The sequence below is a fragment of the Curtobacterium sp. 18060 genome, from assembly GCF_902706105.1.
Lineage (GTDB): Bacteria > Actinomycetota > Actinomycetes > Actinomycetales > Microbacteriaceae > Curtobacterium.
Window position 1 is genome coordinate 23553 of record NZ_CACSJV010000002.1, and the last position, 25608, is coordinate 49160.

Annotated in this window: 24 protein-coding genes; 11 read left to right on the plus strand and 13 right to left on the minus strand. The window is 71.7% G+C overall.

What is annotated here, in order from left to right:
- The gene (locus GVL05_RS01450) at positions 1 to 1047 is read right to left on the minus strand and encodes an aldo/keto reductase (RefSeq protein ID WP_123937276.1); all 1047 of its coding nucleotides are present in this window, start codon (positions 1045 to 1047) and stop codon (positions 1 to 3) included.
- Between the two features lie 206 nt (positions 1048 to 1253).
- Between GVL05_RS01450 and GVL05_RS01455 the strand changes: the two genes are divergently transcribed.
- The gene (locus GVL05_RS01455; RefSeq protein WP_159570646.1) at positions 1254 to 2519 is read left to right on the plus strand and encodes an MFS transporter; all 1266 of its coding nucleotides are present in this window, start codon (positions 1254 to 1256) and stop codon (positions 2517 to 2519) included.
- 3 nt (positions 2520 to 2522) lie between these two features.
- Here GVL05_RS01455 and GVL05_RS01460 read toward each other — a convergent pair whose 3' ends face one another.
- From GVL05_RS01460 to GVL05_RS01490, 7 genes are all read right to left on the minus strand, one after another.
- Complete coding sequence (locus GVL05_RS01460) at positions 2523 to 2870, minus strand: monovalent cation/H(+) antiporter subunit G (RefSeq protein WP_235035809.1); 348 nt, start codon at positions 2868 to 2870, stop codon at positions 2523 to 2525.
- Positions 2871 to 2875: 5 nt separating this feature from the next.
- Positions 2876 to 3220 carry a sodium:proton antiporter gene (locus GVL05_RS01465; protein WP_123294605.1) on the minus strand — a complete coding sequence of 115 codons (345 nt, stop codon included), beginning with the start codon at positions 3218 to 3220 and terminating at the stop codon, positions 2876 to 2878.
- Positions 3217 to 3801, minus strand: coding sequence for a Na+/H+ antiporter subunit E (locus tag GVL05_RS01470; protein WP_123294606.1), 585 nt, complete (start codon positions 3799 to 3801; stop codon positions 3217 to 3219). The genes GVL05_RS01465 and GVL05_RS01470 overlap by 4 nt, the downstream gene beginning before the upstream one ends.
- Positions 3798 to 5489 carry a Na+/H+ antiporter subunit D gene (locus GVL05_RS01475; protein WP_123294607.1) on the minus strand — a complete coding sequence of 564 codons (1692 nt, stop codon included), beginning with the start codon at positions 5487 to 5489 and terminating at the stop codon, positions 3798 to 3800. The genes GVL05_RS01470 and GVL05_RS01475 overlap by 4 nt, the downstream gene beginning before the upstream one ends.
- On the minus strand, positions 5486 to 5938 hold the full coding sequence (locus tag GVL05_RS01480) for a Na(+)/H(+) antiporter subunit C (protein ID WP_111085885.1): 453 nt from the start codon (positions 5936 to 5938) through the stop codon (positions 5486 to 5488). The genes GVL05_RS01475 and GVL05_RS01480 overlap by 4 nt, the downstream gene beginning before the upstream one ends.
- Positions 5935 to 8847 carry a Na+/H+ antiporter subunit A gene (locus GVL05_RS01485; RefSeq protein ID WP_159570652.1) on the minus strand — a complete coding sequence of 971 codons (2913 nt, stop codon included), beginning with the start codon at positions 8845 to 8847 and terminating at the stop codon, positions 5935 to 5937. The genes GVL05_RS01480 and GVL05_RS01485 overlap by 4 nt, the downstream gene beginning before the upstream one ends.
- A gap of 109 nt (positions 8848 to 8956) precedes the next feature.
- Positions 8957 to 9901: a zinc-binding alcohol dehydrogenase family protein gene (locus tag GVL05_RS01490; RefSeq protein WP_159570655.1), complete on the minus strand. Its 945-nt coding sequence runs from the start codon at positions 9899 to 9901 to the stop codon at positions 8957 to 8959.
- Positions 9902 to 9982: 81 nt separating this feature from the next.
- On the opposite strand from GVL05_RS01490, the gene GVL05_RS01495 reads away from it, so the two are divergent.
- Positions 9983 to 10390, plus strand: a complete 408-nt coding sequence (locus GVL05_RS01495) for a MarR family winged helix-turn-helix transcriptional regulator (protein ID WP_111085883.1) — start codon at positions 9983 to 9985, stop codon at positions 10388 to 10390.
- 4 nt (positions 10391 to 10394) lie between these two features.
- Here the strand turns inward: GVL05_RS01495 and GVL05_RS01500 are convergent, their stop codons facing one another.
- A complete protein-coding gene (locus GVL05_RS01500) occupies positions 10395 to 11144 on the minus strand; it encodes an SDR family NAD(P)-dependent oxidoreductase (protein WP_159570658.1) in 750 nt (249 codons plus the stop codon).
- 45 nt (positions 11145 to 11189) lie between these two features.
- Here GVL05_RS01500 and GVL05_RS01505 point away from each other — a divergent pair, with 45 nt between their 5' ends.
- The 6 genes from GVL05_RS01505 to GVL05_RS20325 all read left to right on the plus strand — a co-directional run bounded on the left by GVL05_RS01505 (position 11190) and on the right by GVL05_RS20325 (position 16331).
- Positions 11190 to 11912, plus strand: a complete 723-nt coding sequence (locus tag GVL05_RS01505) for an SDR family oxidoreductase (RefSeq protein ID WP_131881067.1) — start codon at positions 11190 to 11192, stop codon at positions 11910 to 11912.
- Complete coding sequence (locus tag GVL05_RS01510; protein WP_131881069.1) at positions 11909 to 12568, plus strand: FadR/GntR family transcriptional regulator; 660 nt, start codon at positions 11909 to 11911, stop codon at positions 12566 to 12568. Before GVL05_RS01505 ends, GVL05_RS01510 begins: the two co-directional genes overlap by 4 nt.
- Positions 12569 to 12634: 66 nt before the next feature.
- Entirely contained in the window at positions 12635 to 13255 is a 621-nt protein-coding gene (locus GVL05_RS01515) for a DedA family protein (protein ID WP_159570661.1), read from the plus strand.
- Between the two features lie 37 nt (positions 13256 to 13292).
- The gene (locus GVL05_RS01520) at positions 13293 to 14171 is read left to right on the plus strand and encodes an SMP-30/gluconolactonase/LRE family protein (protein ID WP_235035792.1); all 879 of its coding nucleotides are present in this window, start codon (positions 13293 to 13295) and stop codon (positions 14169 to 14171) included.
- Between the two features lie 7 nt (positions 14172 to 14178).
- Positions 14179 to 15330: a 23S rRNA (uracil(747)-C(5))-methyltransferase RlmC gene (gene rlmC, locus GVL05_RS01525; RefSeq protein WP_159570667.1), complete on the plus strand. Its 1152-nt coding sequence runs from the start codon at positions 14179 to 14181 to the stop codon at positions 15328 to 15330.
- Positions 15331 to 15632: 302 nt separating this feature from the next.
- Positions 15633 to 16331, plus strand: coding sequence for a transglycosylase family protein (locus tag GVL05_RS20325; RefSeq protein WP_123294616.1), 699 nt, complete (start codon positions 15633 to 15635; stop codon positions 16329 to 16331).
- A gap of 87 nt (positions 16332 to 16418) precedes the next feature.
- On the opposite strand, the gene GVL05_RS01535 is transcribed toward GVL05_RS20325, so the two are convergent.
- Both GVL05_RS01535 and GVL05_RS01540 read right to left on the minus strand, forming a co-directional pair.
- Positions 16419 to 17459 carry an LCP family protein gene (locus GVL05_RS01535; RefSeq protein WP_131881078.1) on the minus strand — a complete coding sequence of 347 codons (1041 nt, stop codon included), beginning with the start codon at positions 17457 to 17459 and terminating at the stop codon, positions 16419 to 16421.
- A gap of 78 nt (positions 17460 to 17537) precedes the next feature.
- Positions 17538 to 17951: a MarR family winged helix-turn-helix transcriptional regulator gene (locus tag GVL05_RS01540; RefSeq protein WP_131844840.1), complete on the minus strand. Its 414-nt coding sequence runs from the start codon at positions 17949 to 17951 to the stop codon at positions 17538 to 17540.
- A 135-nt stretch (positions 17952 to 18086) separates the two neighbouring features.
- Between GVL05_RS01540 and GVL05_RS01545 the strand changes: the two genes are divergently transcribed.
- A complete protein-coding gene (locus GVL05_RS01545) occupies positions 18087 to 20207 on the plus strand; it encodes an efflux RND transporter permease subunit (RefSeq protein WP_159570669.1) in 2121 nt (706 codons plus the stop codon).
- Positions 20208 to 20219: 12 nt separating this feature from the next.
- On the plus strand, positions 20220 to 20870 hold the full coding sequence (locus GVL05_RS01550) for a GntR family transcriptional regulator (protein ID WP_123294620.1): 651 nt from the start codon (positions 20220 to 20222) through the stop codon (positions 20868 to 20870).
- A 200-nt stretch (positions 20871 to 21070) separates the two neighbouring features.
- Here the strand turns inward: GVL05_RS01550 and GVL05_RS01555 are convergent, their stop codons facing one another.
- Together GVL05_RS01555 and GVL05_RS01560 are read right to left on the minus strand one after the other, a co-directional pair.
- On the minus strand, positions 21071 to 21847 hold the full coding sequence (locus tag GVL05_RS01555; protein WP_159570672.1) for an IclR family transcriptional regulator: 777 nt from the start codon (positions 21845 to 21847) through the stop codon (positions 21071 to 21073).
- A gap of 29 nt (positions 21848 to 21876) precedes the next feature.
- Positions 21877 to 24123, minus strand: coding sequence for an FAD-dependent oxidoreductase (locus GVL05_RS01560; RefSeq protein ID WP_159570675.1), 2247 nt, complete (start codon positions 24121 to 24123; stop codon positions 21877 to 21879).
- A 109-nt stretch (positions 24124 to 24232) separates the two neighbouring features.
- On the opposite strand from GVL05_RS01560, the gene GVL05_RS01565 reads away from it, so the two are divergent.
- On the plus strand, positions 24233 to 25585 hold the full coding sequence (locus tag GVL05_RS01565; RefSeq protein WP_159570677.1) for an MFS transporter: 1353 nt from the start codon (positions 24233 to 24235) through the stop codon (positions 25583 to 25585).
- Positions 25586 to 25608 lie beyond the last annotated feature (23 nt).

Consider the following 25608-nt stretch of genomic DNA (forward strand, 5'->3'; position numbering starts at 1 on the left):
CTACGAGCGGTTCGGTCCGGCGCCCACCGGGGTGCGACCGCGGAGTCGTTCGCGGCTGAGCGCCGGCAGCGCGAACCCGGTGTCCCGTTCGAGCACGTGGGTGCCCGGCGCGACGATCGCGTCGATCGCGTCGAGCAGCCCGTCGTCGAGGACGATCTCGGACGCCTGCACGTAGGCGTCGACGTGCGACACGGTGCGCGGCCCGATCACCACCGAGGACACGTCCGGGTGGGTCAGGGCGAAGGCGACCGCGAGCTCCGACACCGTGAAGCCGGAGTCGTCGGCCAGGCGTCCGAGCCGGTCGGCGACCTCGAGCTTCCGACGGTTCCGCGGGGCGCCGATGTCGTACGCGTCCGGGTGCTCGTCGACGTGCGGTGAGCGTGGTTGGACGGTGCCGTTGCGGTAGGTGCCCGCGAGCCAGCCGCCGGCGAGGGGTGCTCCGGCCAAGACCCCGAGACCGAAGCGGCGGGCGACCGGGAACACCGTGCGCTCCGCCGTGCGGGTGAGGATCGAGTAGGGCACGTGCGTCGCGGTGGCGCTCTTCGACCCGGACCGGAGCCACTGCGCCTCGACGAGCTCCTCGGCCGGGAACCCGGGGAGGCCGAAGGCTCGGATCTTGCCCTGTGCGACCAGGTCGGCGAGGGCGTCGAGCGTCTCGTCGAGCGACGTCGCCGGGTCCGGTAGCGCCGGCTGGTACAGGTCGATGACGTCGGTGCCGAGTCGCTGCAGGCTCCGCTCCACGGCACGGAACATCCACCGCCGCCCGTTGCCCCGGTGCGCCGGGTCCTGGTCGACCGGGGCGCCGAACCGCACCGACAGGAACACGTCCTCGCGCCGTCCGGCGATCGCCGCGCCCACAGCTGTCTCGGCCAGGCCCGCGCCGTCGGCGTCCGAGACGTCGACCGACGTCACACCGCGGGTGAGCGCCTCGAGCACGAGGGTCACTCCGGCCGACGGGTCGTGGGCCGCGACGCCGGAGACGGCACGCGTCCCGAGCGTCAGCGAGCTGACGGGCGCCCCCGTGCGCCCCATGCGTCGCTGTTCCATGCGCGCCACGATATGGGCCGAGCGGGCCGCAGGACGGTCCGGTGACGAAGCATTACCCCTGGCCCCGACCGGAACGGTTGGTACGATGGGAGCAGTTCTGAAACACGCAGTGTGTATCTACCGGCCGCCGGCTCCCCGGCGGACAACGGCGGCACCCGATGGGTCCGCCCCCACCGAACCGGGCCGGGCCGAGAAGGCACACCCCCATGCTCCACACCAGTCCCACCCCGTCCGCGCCCGCCCCGGAGCGCACGGACCCCGCGGCCGGCGCAGACGCCTCGCTCGTCTCCCTCGCCGGACGCTGGTACTTCCCGGTGGCGTTCATCGCCCGCCTGCCGTTCGCCATGATGGTCGTCGGGGTCCTCACCCTCGTCGTGGCCGCGCGTGACTCCGTCGCCCTCGGCGGCGTCAACTCCGCCTCGGTCGGCATCGGTGCCGCGGTGTTCGGACCGATGGTCGGCGCCGCCGCGGACCGGTTCGGCCAGCGTGCCGTGCTCGTCCCCGTCGGCCTCGTCAACGCGGCGCTGCTCGGCGCGTTCCCCTTCGTCGTCAGCGGCAGCGCGCCGGACCTGGCCGTGCTCGCGATGGCGTTCTGCATCGGGGCGTCCGCGCCCCAGGTCGCGCCGATGTCCCGGACCCGGCTCGTCGCCATCATCGCGCAGCGCATGCGGCCGGCCCGCCGCGAGAAGACCCTCAGCGGCACGATGGCGTACGAGTCCGCCGCCGACGAGACCGTCTTCATCATCGGCCCGTTCCTGGTCGGCATCCTCGCCAGCGCGATCGCCCCCTGGGTCGCCGTGGCCGGTGCCTCGGCCCTGACCTTCGTGTTCGTGACCGCCTTCGCGCTGCACCCCACCGGCAAGCTCGTGCTCGGGCAGCACGAGGAACTGACCCAGGCCCCGGCGCGCCAACTCCTGCGTCCGCGGCTCGTCGTCGTGGTCGTCGGGATCCTCGGCATCGGCCTGTTCTTCGGCTCGACCCTGACGTCGCTGACGGCGTTCATGGAGACCCACGGCGAGGCGTCCCAGGCCGGCCTGCTCTACGGCCTGATGGGCATCGGTTCGGCCGGACTCGCGCTCGGGTCCGCAGCGTTCCCGCGGTCGTTCGGCCTCGGCTGGCGCTGGCTCGTGTTCGGTGTCGTCCTGCTCGGCGGCGCGATCGCGTTCTCGCAGGCCGACTCCGTCGTGGCGGTCGGCATCGTCCTGGCGATCATGGGCGTCGGCATCGGTCCGACCCTCGTCGCCCAGTACAGCCTCGGTTCGGACCGTTCACCGGTCGGCCGGTCCGCGACCACGATGACGATCCTCGGATCCGCCGTGATCGTCGGGCAGTCGATCGCGTCCGCCATCACCGGCGACCTGGCGGAGCAGCACGGCACGTCCGTCGCGATGGTGCTCCCCGCGGCCTCGGCAGCGGTCGTCGTGCTCGCGGCCGTCGTCAACCTGCTGCTGCGGCGCCGTACCGCCGCCTGACGATCATGACTCGGTGTCGTCGACCAACAGGTCCTCGTGCCGGTAGTCGTCGGCACGCAGCCCGGCGCGGGCGATCATGTGCGTCGAGACGGGCACCAGGAACAGCTGGAACACCATGATGGGCAGGACGACCCAGAACGCCGTCCAGGTCCCCACCGCGACGACGATCGCGGCCAGCCCGAACGCCAGCCCGAGCACCTGCGGCTTCGCCATGGCGTGCAGGCGGACGAGCGGGTCCGGGAAGCGCACGATGCCGACCCCGGCGCCGAGGGACAGCAGCGAGCCGATGAGCAGCAGGGCGAGCGCGACCCACGCCCGCACGCCGGCGCCGTCGAGGAACGCCTGGATCATCTCGGTCACGACTGCTCCTCTGCTTCGGCGGCGTGCTCGGGGGTGGTGACGCTCAGGCCTTCGTCCGACGGGTCCGACGACGGCGTGACCGCTCGCGCCACCGCGACGGTCGCGAACACGCTCGTCGCCGCGATCACCACGAGGACGGGGATCCCGGTCAGGTCGCGCCGGACCACCATCGACGCCGCGATCACCACGAGCACGGTCGTCAGGACCATGTCCGATCCGATCATCCGGTCGAGGATCGTCGGGCCGCGCACGATCCGGAACACCGCGAGCGCGAGGGTGGCGCCGAGCAGGGCCAGGACCAGGGCGATGCCGATCCCCATGACGACGACGGCGGCGCTCATCGGGTGACCTCCGGCAGCGGTTCGGACAGTTCGGAGACGTCCTGCTTCGAACCGAGGGCACGGATGACCATGGCCTCGATGCCGAGGGCCTCGCGACGGGCGGCCTCGACCTGTTCGACCCGCTCGGTGTCGAGCACGTGCAGCAGCAGGCGCCGACGGCGGAGGTCGACGTCGGCGACGTACGAGCCGGGCACCAGCGAGATCGCGAGGGTCGCCAGCGTGAAGGTCATCTCGGCGGTGGAGTGCAGCTGCACGAGCGTGATGGAGCTGCGGCGGACGCCCCGCGGGCGGAACGCGACCCAGGCGACCCGGAACGATGCCGTGATGACGAGTCCGGACCACACCACGAGGAACCGGACGGCGTGCACGATCGAGAACCGGGCCGACAGCGGGACCGGCGGGAGCGGCAGCGCCTGGGTGACCAGGAGCGCCACCACGATGCCGCAGAGCAGGGTCAGTGGCGTCCACGAGCCCCAGAGCAGGGCCCACAGGACGGTCAGTCCGGCGACGAGCGGGACGTCGTACCGCCACGCCACCGCGATGCGGCGGGCGTTCGCGACGTGTCGGGTGTCGGTGTTCACCGGTCACCTCCGAGGACGGCCTGCACGTACCGGTCCGGCGACTCGAGCGACTCCGCTGCGCGGCTCGCGTACCCGTAGAGCGGGCCGGCGACCACGGTGAGGGCGACGGATCCGAGGACCGCGACCGTCGTCACGCCGACGAGCATGCGCGGCAGCCGGACCTTGGTCGGCGCTTCGCCGACCGCCTCGGTCGACCCGGTGGTCGGACGGGAGGCACTGCTCGCGTGGGGTGCGTCGGTGACCGTCACCGAGCCTCCTGGGTGGAAGGCCTCACCCGTCTCCTCGGAGACGGTCAAGGGGGCGGGTTCCGGCGACCGCAGGGCTGCGTGCGGTTCGGCGGTCGTCGCGTGCGGCGCCGCCGCCTCGGCCGCGGGCTTCGGCCGCCAGAAGGCGGCGTCCCACACGCGCATCAGCGCGTACAGCGTGAGGAGCGACGTGACCACGCCGGCGGCGATCGTGACGTACGCCAACGGGGAGCCGTCCTCGGCGGCGGCGCGGAACAGCCCGAGCTTACCGATGAAGCCGGAGAACGGCGGGATGCCGCCCAGGTTGAACGCCGGGATCAGGTACAGCGCGGCCAGCAGTGGCGCGGCCTTCAACAACCCGCCGAGCGACCGGGTCGACGTGGTCCCCCCGACGCGTTCCATCAGGCCGGACACCAGGAACAACGTGGTCTGCACGACGATGTGGTGCACCGTGTAGAACACCGCGGCCGCCGTCCCCGCGACCGTCCCGAGCCCGACACCCATCACCATGAAGCCGATGTGGCTGATGAGCGTGAAGGACAGCAGGCGCTTGACGTCGGTCTGGGACACCGCACCGAGCACCCCGACGACCATCGTCAACACCGCCACCACGAGCAGCACGTTGTTCAACTGCGGCCCGGGGAAGATCACCGTCTCGAGGCGGATGATCGCGTAGATGCCGACCTTCGTCAGCAGGCCGGCGAAGACGGCCGTGACCGGGGCCGGGGCGGTCGGGTACGAGTCCGGCAGCCAGAACGCCAGCGGGAAGACCGCCGCCTTGATGCCGAAGCCGATGAGCAGCATCGTGTGCAGGAGCAGCTGCACGTGCTCGGGCAGATCGGCGACGCGCTCGCTGATCTGGGCGATGTTGACCGTGCCGGTCGCGCCGTACACCAGGCCGATCGCGGCGAGGAAGATCGCCGACGCGATCAGGCTCGTGACGATGTACGTGGTGCCGGCCCGGACCCGCTGCTCGCTACCGCCCAGGGTGATGAGCACGTAGCTCGCCACGAGCAGCATCTCGAACGCCACGTACAGGTTGAACAGGTCGCCGGCGATGAACGAGTCGAGCACGCCCGCGGCCAGGACGAGGTAGGTCGGGTAGAAGATCGTGACCGGGGCTTCACCGTCGTCGGCTGCGAGCCCCTGGCCGATCGAGAACAGCAGGACGATGAGCAGCACGCTGGCGCTCACCGTGAGGAGCAGGGCGCTCAGGCGGTCGACCACCAGCGAGATGCCGTACGGGGCGTCCCACCCGCCGACCTGCACGACGATGGTGCCGTGGTGGTCGACGAGCACCATGAGGGTCGCGGCGACGGCGAGTGCGACGACGAGCACCACGACGGTGATCGCTCGCTGCAGCTTCTGGTGCCGCAGGAGGCCGAGTGCGACGGCTGCGCCGAGCAGCGGGACGAGGACGAGGAGCGGGACGAGCCAGGTCATCGGTTCACTCCGTCCTGGTGCGGTTGGTGTTCGTGCGGATCGTCGGCGTCTTCGGGGGACTTCGGGTCGAAGTCGGCTTCCGGGTCGTCGTCGGGGTCGTCGCGCGTGCGGCCGATGGCGACGTCCGCTTCGTCGACCTCGACCTCATCGGCACGGGACAGCTGCCACGAGCGGTGGATGAGGGCGAGCAGGAACGCGCTGACGGCGAAGGTGATGACGATCGCGGTCAGGGCGAAGGCCTGGGGGAGCGGGTCGGTGATGCCCTCGGAGGACTTGCCGATCGGCGGGTTGCCGGCAGCGCCGGACATCACCAGCAGGAGCAGGTTCAGGGCGTTGCCGAGCAGCAGGAAGCCGAGCAGCATCCGGGTCAGGGACCGCTCGAGCAGCAGGTAGACGCCGCAGGAGAACAGCACGGCCATCGCGATCACGAGGACGAGGGTGACGGTCATGTGGCGCTCCCTTCCGGGGTGGGGGCCTCGAGGGTGTCGCGGACGGACCCTTCGGTGGTGTCGCGGGTGGGTGCCCCGGCATCCTCGAGGCGTTGCCGGTCCACCTCGGCGCCGAGGCTGCGGAGGACGTCGAGCACCAGGCCGACGACGACCAGGTACACGCCGATGTCGAAGAACGTCGCGGTGACGAACTCGACGTGGCCGAGGATCGGGACGGTCGCCTCGAAGAACTCGGAGTACAACGCTTCGCGCCCGAAGAACAGCGGCACGATCGCGGTGATCGCCGCCGTCGCGACACCGAGCCCGAGCAGTCGACCGGCACGGACCGGGGCGGCGGCGCCGAGTTCGGCCGGGCCGCCCGCCAGGTACCGGGCCGCCAGGGCGATGCCGGCGACGAGGCCACCGGCGAAGCCGCCACCGGCCGCGTTGTGCCCGGCGAACAGCAGGTAGACCGACAGGACGATGAGCCCGTGGAACAGCAGTCGGACCACGACGTCGAGGAGTGCCGAGCGGCCGGTCGGGATGGCGGCGCTCGTCGGCAGCCAGGCGCGCGGCTCGCCGTCGGTGCGCTGGCCGTCCGCCGTCAGCGTCTCCGGCAGGTCACGGAGCCGGGGCAGCGTGTCCTCGCGGGAGTTCACGAAGATGAGGCTCGCGACGCCCGTGGCCGCGGCGACGACGACGGTGAGCTCACCGAGGGTGTCCCAGCCGCGCAGGTCGACGAGGGCGACGTTCACGACGTTGAGGCCGTGCCCGAACGAGCTCGTGAGCGCGGGCAGGTCCGGCCAGATCGGGTCGGCGGTGCGCGCCGAGGCGGCGACGATGACGACGATCGCCAGCGTGAGGCCGGCGAGCCCCGCGAAGAGCGCACGGACGATGCGGAACCGGCTCGGGTTCGTCGTCGCGATGCGCGGGGGGAGCCGCCGGAGCACCAGGACGAACGCGATGAGGGTGACGGTCTCGACCACGAGCTGCGTGAGGGCGAGGTCGACCGCACCGTGCAGGACGAACAGGACGGACATGCCGTAGCCGGTCACGCCCACCAACACGGCGGCGGCGAACCGGGTCTTCGCGGTGAGGACGGCGATGGCGCCGACGGACATCACGATGACGACCGGGATCTGCCCCCACGAGTCGGAGAACCGGACGTGGAACTCCCACGGCCCGCCGAGCACGAGGTTCGCGAGCGCACCCGCCACGAACACCGACAGGATCACCGTCAGGTAGTAGGGGAGCGACCCCCGCTGGACACCGGCGGTCAGGCCCGTCGCGAACCGGTCGAGGCCGCGCATGAGGTGCCGGTAGGTGCCCGAGGCGCTCGGGAACCCGGCGAGCTGGTGCTGCAGCGCCTCGACCGGACGTCGGAGGGCGAACAGTGCGAGACCGCCGACCAGGGTGACGGCCGAGATGCCGAGCGCCGGTTCGAGGCCGTGCCAGAGCGCGAGGTGGGGGACTTCCTCGCCGGGGAGCGAGGCCGCCGTCGCCGCGGGCTCGATGCCGTGCGCGACGACCGGGGTCAGCAGGCCGAGGGCGAGACCGGTCAGCGCCAGGATCGACGGCACCACACCCAGACCGTGCAGGGCGTGCGGTTCCGTCTGGGCGACGTCGGGCTTGCGGGCGAACGCTCCCCAGAAGAAGCGGAGCGAGTACGCCACGGTGAGCACCGAGCCGAGCGTCACGCCGACGAGGGCGAACCAGGCCCAGCCGGCGTCGGGTCCGTGCAGCGATTCGGTGAAGCCGGTCAGCACGGCTTCCTTCGCGACGAAGCCGATCGTCGGCGGGATGCCGGCCATCGACACGAGCGCGAGGGCGGCCACGACGGCCAGCCACGGTGCCTTCCGGCCGAGGCCGCTCAGGCGCCCGAGGTCGCGGGTGCCGGTGGTGTGGTCGATCGCCCCGACGACGAGGAAGAGTGTGGACTTGAACGCGGCGTGCGCCACGAGCAGGGCGACCCCGCCGAGCGCCACCGCGGGCGCGCCCCACCCGGCGGCGAGCACGAGGAACCCGAGCTGCGCGACGGTGCCGTAGGCGAGCAGGAGCTTGAGGTCGGTCTGGCGGAGCGCCCGGTAGCCACCGATGAGCATTCCGAGGACACCGAGCACGGTGATCGTCTCGCGCCAGCCGTCGAGCAGTGCGAACGCCGGAGCGAGCCGGGCGACGAGGTAGATGCCGGCCTTCACCATCGCTGCGGCGTGCAGGTACGCGCTGACCGGGGTCGGAGCTGCCATGGCCGCGGGCAACCAGAAGTGGAACGGCACGATCGCCGACTTCGTCAGCGCGCCGAGCAGGACGAGGACCACCGAGACGGTGACGATCGGTCCGGTCGGCGGGGCGGCGATGATGCCGGAGAGCGAGGTCGTGCCCGCCGTGACCGACAGCATGACCAGGCCGGCGAGCATCGCCAGACCGCCGGCGGTGGTGACGACGAGGGCCTGCATCGCGGCCGCTCGGCTCGCACGCTTGTCGGCGTCGTGTCCGATGAGCAGGTAGGAGAAGACCGTGGTGGCTTCCCACAGGACGAAGAGCACGATGACGTCGTCGGCGAGGACGAGCCCGAACATCGACCCGGCGAACGCGGTCAGCACGCCCGCGAACCGGCCGATCCCCGGTTCGTCGCGCCCGAAGTACGAGGCGCAGTAGACGAGCACGAGGGCCCCGACGATCGACACCACGAGCGCGAGGACCCACGACAGGGCGTCCATCCGCAGCGTGATCTCGAGGTCGAGCTGCGGGACCCACCGGTGCCGTTCGACGACGCTGCCGTGCAGGGCCGCGTCCGTCTGCAGCACCGTCAGCACGGCGGCGGCTGCGGGCGCGAGGGCGGCCACGGTGAACACGCGGCGGCCGAGGACGGGGGTCAGGGCGGGGACGATCAGGGCGACGATCGCGAACGCGACGAGGACGAGGACCATCGGGCACCTCCTCGGGGTCGGGCTGCAGTCCGGCTCACTGGGCCCTCACAGCCTACGAAGAGTGGGATGTGGAGAACCTGTGCGACCGGACAGCCTGCTCGCGCTCGGTTCACACTGTGAACACCACTCTGCCCGCGCTCCCGGCGGGCTGTCCGGCCCACGTCGCCTCGACGTCCGCCAACCGCACGGCCGTCGCGTCCACCCGGACGGTGCCGTCCGCGATCGCACCGACGATGCCCGGGAGCTCGGCGACGAACCCGGCGCGACCGACCGAGCCCTGCCCGCTGCCGACGATCGTCAGGCCCGAGGCGCGCAGTGCCGCGGACGGGATCGTCGCCTCGTGGCCCGCGGTGGAACCGATCGCGATCCAGTCGAGTCGGCGGCCCGGGTCGGTGCGGGCGGTGACGGCGGCGCGCATCACGTCCGCCGAGGGCTGGCCCCAGACGTAGTCGATGACCACGTCGACGTCGGCTGCCGCTGCGCCGAGGGCGTCGACGTCGGCCAACGGCAGCACGACGTCGGCGCCGAGGGCGGTGAGCGCCGCCAGCCGCTCCGGGTTGCGCCCGCTCGCGACGACGTGTGCGGCACCGAGGTGCTTCGCCACCTGCACCGCCGCGGTGCCCGAGGCCCCGGTCGCGCCGAGCACGAGGACGCGGCTGCCCGGGGCGAAGTCGATCCGCCGGCGCAGGGCCACCCACGACGACAGCACCGGGTTCACGCCGGCGGCCACGGTGACCGGGTCGGCACCGTCGGGCAGGACGACGCTCGCCCGCGGGTCGACCGCGACGCGCTCGGCCATGGTGCCGCGGGTGTCGCTCGCGACGGCGACGTAGCGGAGCGTGCCGTCGGGGAACCGGGCGACGCCGTCGACGCCGGGGACCAGGGGGAGCGCGCCCTCGCTGGTGTAGTGCGAACCGTCGGCCTGCGAGCGGACCCGCGGGTGGAGACCGGCCGCGACGACGTCGACGACGACCTCGCCGGGTCCGGGAGTCGGTTCGTCGAACTCCTGCCAGGTCGGGGCGTGGCCGAACTCGGTGACGACTGCTGCGTGCATGGTGTCCTCCATTTGCTTCGTGTTACGAACAAAGTAGTTCGCATCACGAAGTTCGTCAACTAGGCTGGAGTGGTGCAGGAGATGACCGAGGACGAGCAGCTCGTCGATGCCCTGGGCGAGGCCGCGTTCCGGACGATGGGGCCGCTGACCGGGCTCGCGGCCGATGCCGGGCTGTCGCTGACGCAGCTGCGGGTCCTCGCGATCCTGCGTGACCGTCGTCTGCGGATCGGTGACCTGGCGCAGTACCTGGGGCTCGAGAAGTCGACGATGACCGGGTTGGTGGCGCGCGCGGAGAAGAAGGGGTTGCTCGCGCGGCAGCCGAACGCGGACGACGCCCGCGCGGTGGACGTCGTGATCACCGACGCCGGTCTCGAGGTGGCGCGCTCGCTCGAGGGCGCGATCCGCGATGCACTGCTGCCGCTCACCGCCCGGTTGCCGGAGCGGGACCGGCGGCAGCTGCGCGCACTCCTGGAGCGGATGCTGCGCTGAACCCTCAGCGGCCGTGCGCGCGTGCCGGGATCTGTGTCGCGAGCTTGCCGCCGGAGACGTCGAGCAGGGTGCCGGTGACGTAGCCCGAGGCGTCGCTCGCCACGAAGACGAGCAGGTCGGCGACGTCGTCCGCGGTCTCCCACCGGCGCAGCGACAGGGTGTCGAGCAGGCGGTCCTGGGCCTCGGCCGGCATGGTCGCGAACCCGTTCATCGCCGTCGGGACCATGCCCGGCGCGTACGCGTTGACGGTGATGCCCCACGGGCCGAGCTCCGACGCCAGCACCCGGGTGAACGAGACGACCGCAGCCTTGGACGCCGCGTAGGCAGCGCTGCCGACACTCGGGATGATCGCGGCGAACGAGGCGGCGTTGATGATCCGCCCCCGCCCCGCGGCCTGCATCACCGGCGCGACGGCCTGGCTCATCAGGAAGGTGCCGCCGAGGTTGACGTCCATGCACCGGCGCCAGGCATCCCACTGCAGCTCGGCGACGGTGCCCTCGACGTTGATGCCGGCGTTGTTCACGAGCACGTCGATCGTGCCGTGCCGGGTGACGACCTCGTCGACGGCGGCCCGGACCGAATCCGGGTCGGCGACGTTGCACACGACGTGGTCGAGCGGGAAGTCGGGTTCGAAGGCCAGGTCGAGGGCGACCACGCGGCACCCCTCGGCGACGAAGCGATCGGCGAGCGTGCGTCCGATCCCGCGTGCTGCGCCGGTCACGACCACCACACGGTCGGTCAGGTCGAGGTGCATCGTTGCTCCTGTCGTCGGTTGCTGCAATAGGCATACTATTGCAGCATGGCGAAGCAACGGGTGCTCTGGGTCACCGGCGGCGGCAGCGGCATGGGTGCCGCGAGTGCCGAGGCCGCTGCGCGCGACGGGTGGACGGTGGTGCTGAGCGGGCGGCGCGTGGACCGGCTCGAGCAGGTCGCGGCGACGATCACGGCCTCCGGCGGCACGGCGGCGGTCCTGCCCCTCGACGCTGCCGATCCCGCTGCCGTCGCGTCTGCGCGGGACACCGTGCTCGAGCGGTTCGGACGACTCGACGCGGTCGTGCTCGCCGCCGGGCTGAACGCGCCGCGGCGCCGGTGGGACGACCAGTCGTTGCCGGACTTCCGCGCGATCGTCGACACGAACCTCACCGCGGTGGTCGCGGTCGTCGACGCCGCACTGCCTGCGCTCCGCGAGTCCGGCGGAGTGGTCGTCGTGGTGTCGTCCTACGCCGGGTGGTCCTTCCAGCCCGGCGCCGGCGTCGCGTACTCCGCCTCGAAGACCGCGCTCGGTTCGGTCGTCCGGAGCCTCAACCAGCAGGAGGCAGACCACGGGGTCCGGGCGACGCACCTGTGCCCCGGTGACGTCGCGACCGACTTCCTCGACCAGCGGCCGTCGGTGCCCGACGCCGCCGCACGATCGGCGATGCTGCAGCCGGAGGACATCGCCCGCGCGGTGTCGTTCGTGCTCGAGGCGCCGTCGTACATGCGCGTCGACGAACTCGTGGTCAGCCCGGTGTCCCAGCGGTGACCAGCACGTTCGACCGCGTCCTCGACCAGATCGGTGCCGACGTCGTCTCCGGCGCCATCGCCGTGGGCAGCCGCCGGAGCATCGACGACCTGGTGGCGTCGACCGGGGCCAGTCGCAGCATCGTCCGCGAGGCCGTCCGCGTCCTCGTCGCCCTCGGCCTGGTCACCGCGCGGCGCCGGGTCGGCGTGACCGTCCTCGGCGTGCTGGAGTGGGACGTCCTGGATCCGCGGGTCGTGCGGTGGCGGCTCCGGGGCCCGGACGGTGACCGCGTGGCGGTCGAGCTCCGCGAACTCCGCGCGGCGGTCGAACCCGCCGCAGCCGCCGCAGCAGCCCGGCGGGCGCCCCTCGACGAGTGCGCGGACCGACGGGAGGCGCTCCGCACCACCGCGGACGAGCTCGCGGCCGCAGCGGCCCGCGACGACCGCCTCGACTTCGTGGCCGCCGACGTGCGGCTCCACGCGCTCGTGCTCGACCTGTCCGACAACACGCTGTACCGACGCCTGCACCGCGTCGTGGGCCAGGTGCTGCGCGAACGCGGGAGCATCCGCCCGGACCGGCACGACGTCGGCCTCCACCTCGCGCTCGCCGGTGCCGTCGTCGACGGCCACCCGGACGACGCGGCCGCGGCGATGCGGGCGATCGTCGAGCGCACGTGAGCGGTGCTCCGCCGACCTGGGAAGATGGAGTCCGGTGCGCTCCTCCGGCGCCCGTGGAGGGTGAGCGTGGACGCAGCACAGGACCTGGTCGTCCAGCTCATCGGCACCCCGTGGACGTTCGTCGTGGTCGGCCTCGTGCTCGCCGTCGGCAGTGTCGCGGTCTTCCTCCCCAGCCAGGCGCTCGTCGTCGCGGTCGGCACGCTCCTGGTGGGTGGTGACGGCGGCCTCCTGCCGGTCCTCGTCCTCGTCGTCGCGGCCGCGATCGGCATGGTCCTCGGCGACCTCGGGCTGTACCACCTGGCGCGCTCGGTCGACCTCGGCTCGAGGTCGTGGTTCGCGCGTCCGAAGGTCCGCAAGGCCCGGGACGCCATCGACGGCCGCTACCGTGCCGCTCCCGGGCGCATCGCGGTCCTCGGACGCTTCATCCCGATGGGCCGGCTGACGACGAACCTGGTCGGCGCGGACAGCGGGCTCGACGTTCGGCGGTTCCTGGTGAGCTGCGTGCTCGCCGACGTCGTGTGGGCCGCGTACTGCGTCGGCATCGCGGCGGCCACCGGGCGCTGGAGCCGCGAGCAGCCCTTCCTCGTCACGACCCTCGCGGTCGTGGCGTCGATCCTGCTCGGCCTCGCGATCTCGGCGATCGAGAAGGCCGTGCGACGACGCAGCGAGGCGGCGGCTGCGGCCTGACGAACGTAGGGTGGGGACACCGTTCGAAGGAGAACCCGTGCTGCTCGACGACCTCGTACCGGACCCTGACGCGCTCGAGCGCATCGCCACCGGCAGCACGTGGGCCGAAGGACCCTGCTGGATCCCGGCGTCCCGCACCCTGCGCTGGTCGGACATCCCCGGCGACCGGGTCCTGCAGTGGCACGCCGACTCCGGCGAGACCTCGACGTACGCCGAGGGCGTCGAGTTCACCAACGGCCGGACGCTCGACCGCGACGGCAGTGTCGTCCAGTGCTCGCACGGACTCCGGCGGGTGGAGCGCGACCGCGACGGCGTCGTCACGCCGATCGTCGACGCCTGGGCCGGCGTGCGGTTCAACTCGCCGAACGACGTCGTCGTCGCGCGGGACGGCAGCGTGTGGTTCACCGACCCGGCCTACGGCATCACCCAGCCGCGCGAAGGCCACCCCGGCGTGCGCGAGTACGGCGACCACTGGACCTTCCGCTGCGGACCGTCCGGTGAGGACCTGCGCCCCGTCGCGACCGACGTCGACGAGCCGAACGGACTCGCCTTCGACCCGTCCGAGCGGGTCCTCTACATCGCGAGCTCGTCGGGGGACGAACCGGTCATCCGCGCCTACGACCGCGTCGGTGACGGCGGCGACCTGCTCAAGAACGGCCGGGTGTTCGCGCGACTCGAGCCGGGCGAGGGCGCACCGGACGGCATCCGGGTCGACGGGCACGGCAACGTGTGGTCGTCGTCGCACCGCGGCGTCGTGGTGTTCGACCCCTCCGGCGAGCGGATCGGCGAGGTGGCCGTCCCCGAGGTGACGTCGAACCTGTGCTTCGGCGGCGGCGACGGCACGACGCTGTTCCTGACGGCGACGACGTCGGTGTACCGGATCGCCACGACGACGCGGGACGCTGCCGTATCCTGACTCGGCCATGCAGTGCGACTACTTCGACCGCGGGGTGTGCCGGTCCTGCACGCTCATGGGGCAGCCCTACGCCGACCAGGTCCTCGACAAGGAGCTCCGTACCCGCGAATTCCTGCACGACGCCGTCGAGGCGGCTGGCGGCCCCGGAGCCGTCACGTGGGCACCGGCGATCACGAGCCCCGAGTCCGGGTACCGGAACAAGGCGAAGATGGTGGTCGGCGGCTCGACCGAGCACCCGACCGTCGGCATCCTCGACCACCGGCAGCGCGGCGTCGACCTGCGGCGCTGCGGGATCTGCACGCCCGGCATCCGACACGCGCTGCCCCTGCTCGCCGACTTCGTCCAGACCGCGGGGTTGATCCCGTACGACGTCGTTGCCCGACGCGGCGAGCTGAAGTACGTCCTGGTCACCGAGTCGCCCGACGGCGAACTGATGGTGCGGTTCGTCCTGCGGTCCGAGGGGCAGGTGGCTCGGATCCGGCAGTACCTCGATGTGTTGCGCGACGCCTTGCCGAACGTGGTGGTCGTCACGGCGAACCTGCTTCCCGAGCACAAGGCCGTGACCGAGGGTGACCGGGAGATCGTGCTCACCGAGCAGGAGACGCTGCCGATGCGCCTCGGCGGGATCACGATGCACCTGCGGCCGCAGAGCTTCTTCCAGACCAACACCGCCGTCGCCACCGAACTGTACGCGCAGGCCTCGGCGTGGATCGACGAGCTCGACCCGGCGTCGATGTGGGACCTGTACTGCGGCGTGGGCGGGTTCGCCCTGCACGCTGCGCGACCGGGACGAGCGGTGACCGGCATCGAGACGAGTGCCGAGGCGATCCGTTCGGCGAAGCAGTCCGCGCGCGAGGCCGGGCTCGAGGGGCTCCGGTTCGCCGCCGACGACGCCACCGAGCACGCACTCCGCGCCCGACCCGACACGGTGCCCGAGCTCGTCCTGGTGAACCCGCCACGACGCGGGATCGGCGAGGCGCTGTCGACCTGGCTCGAGGAGTCCGACGTGCAGCACGTCGTCTACTCGAGCTGCAACCCGGTGACCCTGGCGAAGGACCTCGCGCGCATGCCCTCGTTCCGGCTGCGCCGCGCTCGTGTGCTCGACATGTTCCCCCAGACCGGCCATCTCGAGGCCGTCACGCTGCTGTCGCGGAGGTGATCGGGGCCTCCTGGCCGGCATTGCCAGGGAATTGCCAAGGTGACGTACCCGGGTACGGGTCGATGACCATGGCCATGGGCATCGAGGCGTACAGGTTCTGGTGCGGGGTACATAGCACCAACGGGTAGAACCGTTTGTCTCGGTTTGATAACGGTGAAGAGTTTCCTATGGTTGCCGACCGAGGTGCCGCCGGCCCGATGACCACTGCCCCCGGTGGCGCACCCCACAACTGACCGCGATCGGTCGGGGTGGGCAGTGGATTCCGCGTTCGAAGCGGCTCGTGACCCCGGTGGAGCAATCACATGAAGAAGCTTTCCCGTACCCGCACCATCGTCGGCGGCCTCGCGTTCGCCGGCATCGCCGCGACCGGTGTCGGCCTCGCGGCAACCCCCGCGAACGCTGCGTCCGGCTCGACCTGGGACGCCCTCGCGCAGTGCGAGTCCGGCGGCAACTGGGCCATCAACACCGGCAACGGCTACTACGGCGGCCTGCAGTTCAACCTCGGCACCTGGCAGGCCAACGGTGGCGTCGGCAGCCCCGCCGGCGCGAGCCGCGAGGCCCAGATCGCCGTCGCCGAGCGTGTCCTCGCCACGCAGGGCTGGGGCGCCTGGCCTGCCTGCTCGGCCCAGCTCGGACTGAGCGGCACGAGCGGTGCCGCACCGGCCGCCGCTGCTCCGGCTCCGGCAGCCCCCGCTGCTCCGGCCCCGACGCAGCAGGCCGCACCGGCCCCCGCTGCCCCGGAGCAGGCCGCGCCGAGCACCCCGGCTCCGGCTCCGGCACCCGCGCAGGAGGCCGCCCCGGCAGCCACCACGCCGAGCAAGCCCGCCGCCGTGAAGACGAGCGGCAAGACGTACACGATCGCCTCGGGCGACACGCTCGACACCATCGCCACCAAGCTCAAGATCGACGGTGGCTGGAACAAGCTGTGGGCCGCGAACACGTCGACCATCGACGACGCGAACCTCATCTACTCGGGCCAGGAGCTGCAGCTCCCCGCCTGATCGTTCCACCGGACGAACACGTCGACGCCCCGCGACCTCGGTCGCGGGGCGTCGACGTGCGTGACCGGTGGTGGGAGCCTGCGGGCGCTACTGCCGGTTGTCGGCCAGCCAACCGGCGACGTCGTCGGACCGCAGCGCCTGTGACAGCGAGCCGACCGCCAGGTCGTTGAGCGTGACGTAGGACTGCCCGTCCGGCGAGGTTCCGGACCCCGCAGTCGGCACCGTGAACGTCTTGAGGTCGTCGGTCCGGACGTCGCGCAGCGACCATCCGAGGCCGACGAGGGTCGGGAAGGTCAGTCCGGCATCGACCGCCAGGTGCTCGCTCGTCGCGGTCACGAAGTCCTGGATACGCCCGGGGTTCGTGATCGTGCCGCGGGAGAGCAGCCCGCCGACGACCCCGCGCATGAACGCCTGCTGGTTCAGCACGCGGGTGTGGTCCGCGTCGGCGAACGAGTACCGCTCGCGCACGAACGCGAGTGCGGCGTCGCCGTCGAGCCGGTTCGCGCCGGCGACGAACTCGTGCTTGCCTGCGGCGAACGCCTGCCCGGAGTCGACCGTGACACCGCCGAGGGCGTCGGTCATGTCCTTGAACCCGGTGAAGTCGATCTCGGCGACGTGGTCGATGCGGACGTCGAGCAGCTGCTCGACGGTCTGCACGGTGAGCGGGACGCCGCCCCACGCGTACGCGGCGTTGATCTTGGCGCTCCCGTGACCCGGCACGTCGACCCACGAGTCACGCATGATCGACATCAGGTACACGGCCTGCCGGTCGGCCGGGACGTGCGCGAGCATCAGGGTGTCCGAACGGCCACCGGCCTCGGATGGCTTGCCGTCCGGTCCGCGTGCAGCTCGTGAGTCGGACCCGATGAGCAGGATGTTCTCGCCGCCGGACGCAGCGGGTCGGGTCCCGCTCGGGAACGGGTTCGCGATCGTGTCGTGGCGGGCGTCGAAGCTGCGCGCCAGGCCGCCGACGAAGATGCTCGCGACGACGGCGATCACGGTGGCGATGCCGACCAGCGAGCCGACCGTCGCGAGCAGTGCGACGAGGAGCGGGCGTCGGCGCCGCGGGTGGCGTCCGCTTCGGGTGGCGGTGTCGGCGGCCAGGCGGGCCGCCCGTCGTTCGGACATGCGGGACTCCAACGGGTTCGCGTCGGCGTGCCACCGACCGACCCATCGTACCGCATCTGGTATTTCAGGTACAGCGTGTCAGTTGTTCGGTTGCCGTGACTTCCCGAGCAGTTCCGTGAGTGCCGTCCGCAGTGCCGGGTCGTCCGGCAGGACCTCGCGCTCGATGTGTCGAGCGGTCTCCCACGCTCGGCGTCCGTGATCGGTCACGGTCACGAGGCGCCGGCGTCGGTCGTCGGGGTGCGGGGTGCGCTCGACCAGGCCGTCCCGCTCCATGCGCTCGAGGGTCCGTGACATCGTCTGCGGTTGCACCCGTGCCGTGCGGGCGATCGTGTCGGCACCGGTGGGGCCCGTGCGGATCAGGATGTCGACCGCGATGAGGGCTGCGTGCGGCAGCCCGATGGCGCGGAGGCGTTCATCCCAGTCCCGCTCGACCGAGCGTGCCGCGGCCGACAACAGCCGGCCGAGGGGCCACTGCTCGGTCGTGTCGTCCATGGGCGCAGTCTACGGTCGCCAGCTGTCGCGGTCGGCGTCGCGGTCGGCGTCGCGGTCGGCGTCGCGGTCGGCGTCACGACGGCGTCGCAGCCGTCTAGTAATCAGCATGCTGACGACCGGTGTACGCTCACCGTCGTGTCCCGCTTCCTCCGCATCGTCCTCCCCGCGCTCGTCATCGTGGTCTGGCTCGCGATCGCCTCCGTCGGCGGTCCGTACTTCGGCAAGATCTCCGAGGTGTCGACGAACGACCAGACCTCGTTCCTGCCGGCGTCGGCCGACGCCACGAAGGTGCAGGAGCGGTCGTCGGAGTTCCGGCAGGAGTCGGGCGCACCCGCGATCATCGTGCTCGAGCGCGACGGCGGCATGTCGTCCTCCGACCTGAGCGCGGCGAAGGACCTCGCGACCCAGCTCGGTGACCGCGACGACGTCGAAGCCGTCAGCCCGGTGATCCCGAGCGAGGACGGCGACGCGGTCGAGATCGTCGCGACCCTCACCACGGCAGCCGACACCGGTGACGCGGTCGAGGCGATCCGCGCCGACGTCGACGACGCCCTGCCCAGCGGCGTCAGCGGGTACGTCACCGGGCCCGCCGGGTTCACCGCCGACCTGACCGAGGCGTTCGCCGGCATCGACGGCCTGCTGCTCGGGGTGGCGCTCGCCGCGGTCTTCGTGATCCTGATCATCGTCTACCGGTCACCGCTGCTGCCGATCCTCGTGCTCGGCACCGCGACGTTCGCCCTGTGCGCCTCGATCCTCGTGGTGTGGTGGCTCGCCAAGGCCGACATCGTCACCGTCAACGGCCAGGTGCAGGGGATCCTGTCGATCCTGGTGATCGGCGCCGCGACGGACTACGCCCTGCTCTACACGGCGCGCTTCCGCGAGGCGCTGCGCGACCACCGCACCGGCTGGGGTGCGACGAAGGCGGCCCTGCGGGGGAGTCTCGAGCCGATCCTGGCCTCGGGCGGCACCGTCATCGTGGGCGTGCTCTGCCTGCTGCTCTCCGACCTCAACTCGAACAAGGCGCTCGGTCCCGTCGCCGCGATCGGCATCGCGTTCAGCCTGCTCGCCGCCCTGTCGCTGCTGCCCGCCCTGCTGCTCGCGTTCCGCCGCGCCGCGTTCTGGCCGCTCCGTCCCGCGTACGGCAGCGCCCATCCGGTGCTCACCGGTCCGGACGCCCGCGGCATCTGGGCCCGCGTCGGTCGGCTCGTCGCCAAGCGTTCCCGGGTGGTGTGGATCGTCTGCACGGTCGGGCTGCTCGCGATGGGCACGGGACTGGTCGGGCTCAAGGCCGACGGGGTCCCGCAGAGCGACCTGGTCATCGGGGCCTCGCAGGCACGCGACGGGCAGGACGTCCTGGCCGACCACTTCCCCGGTGGCTCCGGCAGCCCGGCGCAGGTCATCGGGTCGGAACGCGACCTCGACGCACTCGTCGACGCCGTCACGGGGGTCGACGGCGTCGACGGGGTCGTCGCCGCCGCGAAGGACGCCCCGTCCGGCACGGTGCCCGTGACGGGCGACTCGCCCTCGAACGGCGCCGCCACTCCGACGGTGTCGCGCGGCGACGTGCTGCTCGAGGCCACGTTGACCGACCCGGCCGACTCGGACGCCGCCGAGCAGACGGTCCGCGACCTCCGCACCGCCGTCGAACGGGTCGATCCCGGCGCGATCGTCGGCGGGGTCACCGCGACGGCCGTCGACACGAACGACACCGGGATCCGCGACCGCACGCTGATCATCCCCGTGGTGCTGGTCGTGATCCTGCTCATCCTGATGCTCCTGCTCCGCAGCGTCGTCGCCCCGCTCGTGCTCATCGGCAGCGTGATCGTGTCGTTCGCCGCCGCACTCGGCGTCGGAGCGCTCGTGTTCGACCACGTGTTCCACTTCCCCGGTGCGGACCCGAGCGTGCCGCTGTACTCGTTCGTGTTCCTCGTCGCGCTCGGGGTGGACTACAACATCTTCCTCATGACGCGGGTGCGGGAAGAGGCGCTACGGCACGGTCCGCACGAGGGGGTCCTGCGCGGACTCGGGGTCACCGGCGGGGTGATCACCTCGGCGGGCGTGGTGCTCGCGGCGACGTTCGCGGCCCTCGGCGTCATCCCGATCCTGTTCCTCGTGCAGATCGCGTTCGTCGTGGCGTTCGGCGTCCTGCTCGACACGATCGTCGTCCGTTCGCTGCTCGTGCCGGCGATCGCGTACGACCTCGGTCGGCGGGCCTGGTGGCCGTCGCGCCTCTCGCGCGCGAACCATCACATGTGACACGCTGGGTGCATGCCAGTTCCTTCGACGCAGCCCGCCGCCGAGCGCAAACTCCTCCGTGACACCGTGCAGGACAAGATCCGCGACGCGATCATGGACGGCACGCTGGAGCCCGGCGAGCGACTCAACGACGACGACCTGATCGCGTGGCTCGGGGTCTCCCGCACCCCGATCCGCGAGGCGCTCGCGGAACTTGCCCGTGCCGGCCTGATCGAGATGGCACCGAACCGCTACACCCGCGTGGCGGCCCCGACGAAGGACGAGCTCCTCGACGCCTACCGCACGCTCGGCGTCATCTACGGGGGCGTCGTGCGCCTCGCGGTGCCCAACTTCACCGAGCCGCAGCGCAAGAAGATCGTGAAGATGCTCGACGACGTCATCGCGCGGGTCGGCGCCGACGAGCAGGACCAGGTGGCCCGCAACGGCGCCGACATCTACTCGCAGTGGGCGGACGCCTGCGGCAACCCGTCGCTCGTGCAGCTCTGCCGGTCGACCACCGACGGGCTGTCCTTCAAGCTCCGGGTCCCCGAACTCGCCGAGCTGATCCCGGCCGCGGTGATCCTGCCCGAGCTCGACAAGCTCAAGGCAGCCGTCCTGGCGAAGGACCCGATCGCGGCAGAGCTCGCGATGGAGGCCATCCACCTGCTGCCGTCGCGCGCGTAGCGCCCCGTCGCCCAACGCGACCAGGAGACGGACGGGAAGCCCGTGGCGATCCCGCCACGGGCCTCCTGTCCGTCGTCACGCGCGTTTCGAGCGCGAAAGCGACAGATGTCCGCGAACATTCCGCGGCAGACTGTCGCTTTCGCGGGAATCCCGGCGGGTGCCGGGCGGCGGGCGGCGCGTCTCGAGCCGCGACGCCCGCGTCAGTGCGCGACGGCGCTGATCATCCCGAGGCCGACGCTGATGCGGTCGGCGACCTCGATGAGGTCCTCGGCGAGGGAGTCCAGGTCGCGGTCACGCAACTGCGTCAGGCGCCCCGAGATCGACAGCGCCGCCGCGATCCGCCCCGAGGCGTTGCGGATCGGTGCCGCGATGCAGAACCGGCCGAGCGCGAGTTCCTGGTTCTCCTCGCACCAGCCGCGCTTCGCCGAGACGGCGAGGTCGGCCGTCAGGGCGTCGTGCGTCGTGATCGTGTGGTCGGTGTACCGGGCCAGGTCGTCCCCGAGCAGCGAGCGGCGCTCGTCCGGCGACAGGTCGAGCATGAGCGCCTTGCCGAGCGCCGACGCGTGCATCGGCTGCCGCATCCCGATCATCGTGTGCGACTTCGGCGCGAGCGAGCCCTCGAAGTGGCAGAGGTAGATGCACGACGCGGCGTCCTGCACGCCGACGTTGGCGGTCAGCCCGACCCGGTGCGCGAGTTCCTGCGCCGCTGAGCGGCTCTCGCGGTGCACCGGGTTGTGGTTGAGCCCCTGGCTGGCGAGCTCGAGCACGGCCCGACCGACCGAGTACGCCTGGGTCTCCGGGTCGCGTCGGACGTACTCGAGCGACTCGAGCGTCGCCAGGAGCCGCCCGGTGGTCGAGGTCCCCAGCCCGATCGCCCGCGCGATGTCGGAGGCTCGCACCGCGCCGTCGGACGCGCCGAGCGCACCGAGGACCGCTGCGGCTCGCTCGATGCTCTGGTTCGGAGGGGTGGTCGCCATCCCCTCATTCTGGCCCGTCCCGGCGCGCGTCAGGAGACCTTCACGGCGCTCGCGGTGACGAACGGGGATCCGTTCGTCGCGGTCACGACGACCCGCAGGGCCGCCGTGCGCACCGGATCGACGTCGTGGATCCGGTGGCGGTGCCGGTTCGCGTCGACCGCGGCGAGCGTCCGCCAGGTCCCGTCGACGCACGCCTCGATCCGGTAGTCGCGGGCGAGTGTGGGCACGGCGTCCCAGGGGGTGCGGTGGTGGTGCAGGTTGATGAGGTCGGCGTCGACGTCGTCGTTCCAGACGATGCGCACCTGGTGGACGTCGACGGGCTCCGCCCAGTCGAGCGCGAGCACGGCTGCGCCGGCACCCGCACCGGACGACCACATGTGCGGTCCGCCGAACGGGCGCTGGTGGCCGTCGCTGACCCGGGAGGCCCGCCACGCGTCCGTCTCGCCGGATGCGGTGAACGCGAACGCGTGTCCGCGCAGGGCGCGCGCCTCCCAGTCCGTCACGGGCTGTCCGGACTCCTCGGGGATGTGGTTGTCGAACTGCTCGTCGTCGGCGGCGCGGGCGCGCAGGGCCATCACGCCGTAGGGGTGTCCGTCGGTCAGGACCAGGCGGACGCCGGGCTGCCGACGGACCACGACGACCGCGTTGCACGGTGCGTCCGGGTGGAAGTCCAGATCGACGACCGCTTCGCCCGGTCCGGCGGCGACGTGTGCGGAGTGCGTGCTGACGTGGTCGATCGGGGCGTAGTTCTGGGGCTTGCCGGTGGTCCAGAGCTCGATGGTGAGCTCGGTGTCGTCGTCCGCCTCGGTGCGGAGCCGGAACTCGCCGAGCGCGGGGTCGGCGGGCAGGAGGATCGCGACGTCGCGGTCCAGGTCGAAGCGGTCGGCGGTCGCGAACGGCGTCGTGTCGATCGTGGTCAGCTCGCTGCTCGCGGTGATGCGGGCGGTGCGGGCCAGGTCGGCGGGGTCGTCGGCGCGGACCCCGATGACCGGTGCGTCCTCGCGCAGCAGGGTCTGCTGCAGCAGGGCGATCTGCTCGGTGCCGAGGGACCGTGGCGTCGTGCCGTGCCGGGCGACCAGGTGCGCGGCGGTGCCGGCTGCCTGCCCCTGGGCCGCGCAGGTGGCCATCACTCGGGTGGACCCGAACGCGACGTGCGACGCGGAGATGTCGCGGCCGGCGAACAGCAGGTTCGACACGTTCGCCGAGTACAGCGACCGGAACGGGATGTCGTAGGTGCCGTTGGTGTACCGCTGCTGGGCGCCGGCGGTCTCGGCGTAGACGCCCTCGACGGGGTGCAGGTCGATCGACCAGCCGCCGAACGCCACCGTGTCGGGGAACGAGCGCTGCTCGAGCAGGTCCTGCTGCGTCAGGGTGTGGTCGCCGACGAACCGGCGGTACTCGCGCTTGCCGGGGATCGCGCCCACCCAGTCGAGCGTCAGGGTGTCCGCGTCGAACGCCCCCGAGTTCTTGATGTGGTCCCAGATGCCGTAGACGACGCCCCAGAGCTCGTCGCGGATGCGTTCGTTCTCGGCGACGGTGTCGAGTTCGCCGCCCCACTCGATCCACCAGTAGTTGCAGCCGTTGTCGCCGGTCCGGATCGCCCGGTTCGCCAGGATCGGTGTCGTGCCGAGGTCCTTCGCGATCGACGGCGGCACGAACTTCTCGGGGCGGCCGGTGTCGTGCGTGGAGAAGAAGATCGAACTGCCGAGCAGTTCGTCGTCGGCCGTTTCCGGCGCCCACTCCTCTCCGTGTTCGTCGCGGCCCTCGCGCCCGATGCGGTACTCGGCGCCGGCGAGGGCCCCGACGAGGCCGTCGCCCGTGCAGTCGAGGAACACCGGTGCGGTGAACGTCGTCTCGATCTCGGACCCCATGGTCCACCCCGTGACGGCGGTGATGCGCGGTGCGCCGCTGGCGTTGTCCGTCGTCTGCACGGTCCGCACGTCGGTGTTGAGGTGCAGGTGCACGTTCGGCTCGGCCCGGACCAGGTCGAGCACGACCTGGTCCCAGTAGACCGCGTTGCCCTGCGGGTTCCGGTACTGGTTCTCGAGGAAGAGCTCGCCCATGATCCCGGTCTCGCGGGCGAACCGCTGCGTGCCGTGCGCCGTCGCGCCGACCACCCACACCCGGATCTCGCTCGAGGCGTTGCCGCCGAGGACCGGGCGGTTGGTGACGAGGGCGACGCTCGAGCCGAGGCGGGCTGCGGCGACGGCCGCGCTGACACCGGCGAGACCGCCGCCGACGACCACGACGTCGTGGTGCTGTTCACGGGATTGCATGGTCGGAACGGTATCACTCGGTGGCGTGTCTTTCCCACTGTGTGGCAATGTGTGCCCGGCGAGTGCTATCGTCAACGAATTCTCGACAACGAAGTGTGAGGCCCCACCCATGAGCGACGGAACCCGGACGCAACCCAGCGTCGATGCCGCCACCGCCCCCGACGTCCAGGTGGCCCTGGGCGACGACGCACGCCGCCAGGGCATGCGGAAGGTGATCGTCGCCGCCGGCGTCGGACACTTCGTCGAGTGGTTCGACTTCGGCCTCTACGGCACGTTGGCGACCGTCATCTCGCTGTACTTCTTCAAGCAGGGCGACCCGCAGGTCGCACTGCTGTCGGCCTTCGCCGTGTTCGGTGCCGGCTTCGTGATGCGTCCGCTCGGTGGGCTGTTCTGGGGGTCGCTCGGTGACCGGGTCGGCCGGAAGACCACGCTGGCGACGGTCATCCTGATCACGAGCGGCGCGACCGCCGTGATGGGGATCCTGCCGACGTACCAGAGCGTCGGGATGCTCGCGCCGATCCTGCTCGTCGTGGTGCGGCTGGTGCAGGGCTTCGCCGCCGGTGGCGAGGGTGCCGGGGCGACGACGCTCCTCGCTGAGTACGCCCCGTCGAACCGGCGCGGCTTCGTGACGAGCTTCATCGACGTCTTCGGCTTCGCGGCGTTCATCGTCGGTGGTGGCCTGGTCTTCCTGTTCACGGCGATCGCCGGGGACGGAGCGCTCGAGTCGTGGGGGTGGCGTGTCCTGTTCCTCGTCGCGGTGCCGCTCGGTCTGGTCGGGTTGTACTTGCGCACGAAGCTCGAGGACACCCCGGAGTTCCGCGCGCTCAAGGCCAAGGGGGAACTCGCGAAGAACCCGCTCCGCCGCTCGCTCCGGACCGGGTGGAAGGCACTGCTCTTCTGCGTCGGGTTCGTCGTCCTCAAGGCCGTCGGCTACTGGATCCTGCAGACCTTCATGCCCTCGTACCTGCAGGTCGACCTCGGGTACTCGCCACTCGTGTCCTACGGCGTCGTCGTCATCGGGTTCCTGGTGATCGCCGGGCTCGTGCCGTTCTTCGGGCTGCTCTCGGACAAGATCGGTCGGAAGCCTGTCATGCTCGCCGGGTGCGCGGGGTTCCTCGTGCTGACGTACCCGACGCTCATGCTCATGGACGCCGGCAACTTCTGGGCTGCCGCAGCCGCGATGGTGTTGCTCGGCCTGTTCATGGCGGCGTTCGACGGGGCGGTGAGTGCGGCGATGGCCGAACTGTTCCCGACCGCCATCCGCTACGGGTCGATGGGCATCGCCTACAACATCAGCGTCGCGGTCTTCGGCGGCATCACGCCGTACTTCGCCACGTGGCTGATCAGCGCGACGGGCAACACCTTCGCGCCGGCCTTCTACGTGATGGCGGCCGCCGCGATCACCGGCGTGACGGTCCTCCGCGCACGCGAGACGCACAAGCAGGGACTCGCTGCCGAGTGAGCTGCACGTGAGGGGTGTCGCAG

Coding starts and splice junctions, on each gene's coding strand:
- GVL05_RS01450 (WP_123937276.1), bottom strand. CDS start 1,047: ATGGAACAGCGACGCATGGGGCGCACGGGGGCGCCCGTCAGCTCGCTG.
- GVL05_RS01455 (WP_159570646.1), top strand. CDS start 1,254: ATGCTCCACACCAGTCCCACCCCGTCCGCGCCCGCCCCGGAGCGCACG.
- GVL05_RS01460 (WP_235035809.1), bottom strand. CDS start 2,870: ATGATCCAGGCGTTCCTCGACGGCGCCGGCGTGCGGGCGTGGGTCGCG.
- GVL05_RS01465 (WP_123294605.1), bottom strand. CDS start 3,220: ATGAGCGCCGCCGTCGTCGTCATGGGGATCGGCATCGCCCTGGTCCTG.
- GVL05_RS01475 (WP_123294607.1), bottom strand. CDS start 5,489: ATGACCTGGCTCGTCCCGCTCCTCGTCCTCGTCCCGCTGCTCGGCGCA.
- GVL05_RS01480 (WP_111085885.1), bottom strand. CDS start 5,938: ATGACCGTCACCCTCGTCCTCGTGATCGCGATGGCCGTGCTGTTCTCC.
- GVL05_RS01485 (WP_159570652.1), bottom strand. CDS start 8,847: ATGGTCCTCGTCCTCGTCGCGTTCGCGATCGTCGCCCTGATCGTCCCC.
- GVL05_RS01490 (WP_159570655.1), bottom strand. CDS start 9,901: ATGCACGCAGCAGTCGTCACCGAGTTCGGCCACGCCCCGACCTGGCAG.
- GVL05_RS01495 (WP_111085883.1), top strand. CDS start 9,983: ATGACCGAGGACGAGCAGCTCGTCGATGCCCTGGGCGAGGCCGCGTTC.
- GVL05_RS01500 (WP_159570658.1), bottom strand. CDS start 11,144: ATGCACCTCGACCTGACCGACCGTGTGGTGGTCGTGACCGGCGCAGCA.
- GVL05_RS01505 (WP_131881067.1), top strand. CDS start 11,190: ATGGCGAAGCAACGGGTGCTCTGGGTCACCGGCGGCGGCAGCGGCATG.
- rlmC (WP_159570667.1), top strand. CDS start 14,179: ATGCAGTGCGACTACTTCGACCGCGGGGTGTGCCGGTCCTGCACGCTC.
- GVL05_RS20325 (WP_123294616.1), top strand. CDS start 15,633: ATGAAGAAGCTTTCCCGTACCCGCACCATCGTCGGCGGCCTCGCGTTC.
- GVL05_RS01535 (WP_131881078.1), bottom strand. CDS start 17,459: ATGTCCGAACGACGGGCGGCCCGCCTGGCCGCCGACACCGCCACCCGA.
- GVL05_RS01540 (WP_131844840.1), bottom strand. CDS start 17,951: ATGGACGACACGACCGAGCAGTGGCCCCTCGGCCGGCTGTTGTCGGCC.
- GVL05_RS01550 (WP_123294620.1), top strand. CDS start 20,220: ATGCCAGTTCCTTCGACGCAGCCCGCCGCCGAGCGCAAACTCCTCCGT.
- GVL05_RS01555 (WP_159570672.1), bottom strand. CDS start 21,847: ATGGCGACCACCCCTCCGAACCAGAGCATCGAGCGAGCCGCAGCGGTC.
- GVL05_RS01560 (WP_159570675.1), bottom strand. CDS start 24,123: ATGCAATCCCGTGAACAGCACCACGACGTCGTGGTCGTCGGCGGCGGT.
- GVL05_RS01565 (WP_159570677.1), top strand. CDS start 24,233: ATGAGCGACGGAACCCGGACGCAACCCAGCGTCGATGCCGCCACCGCC.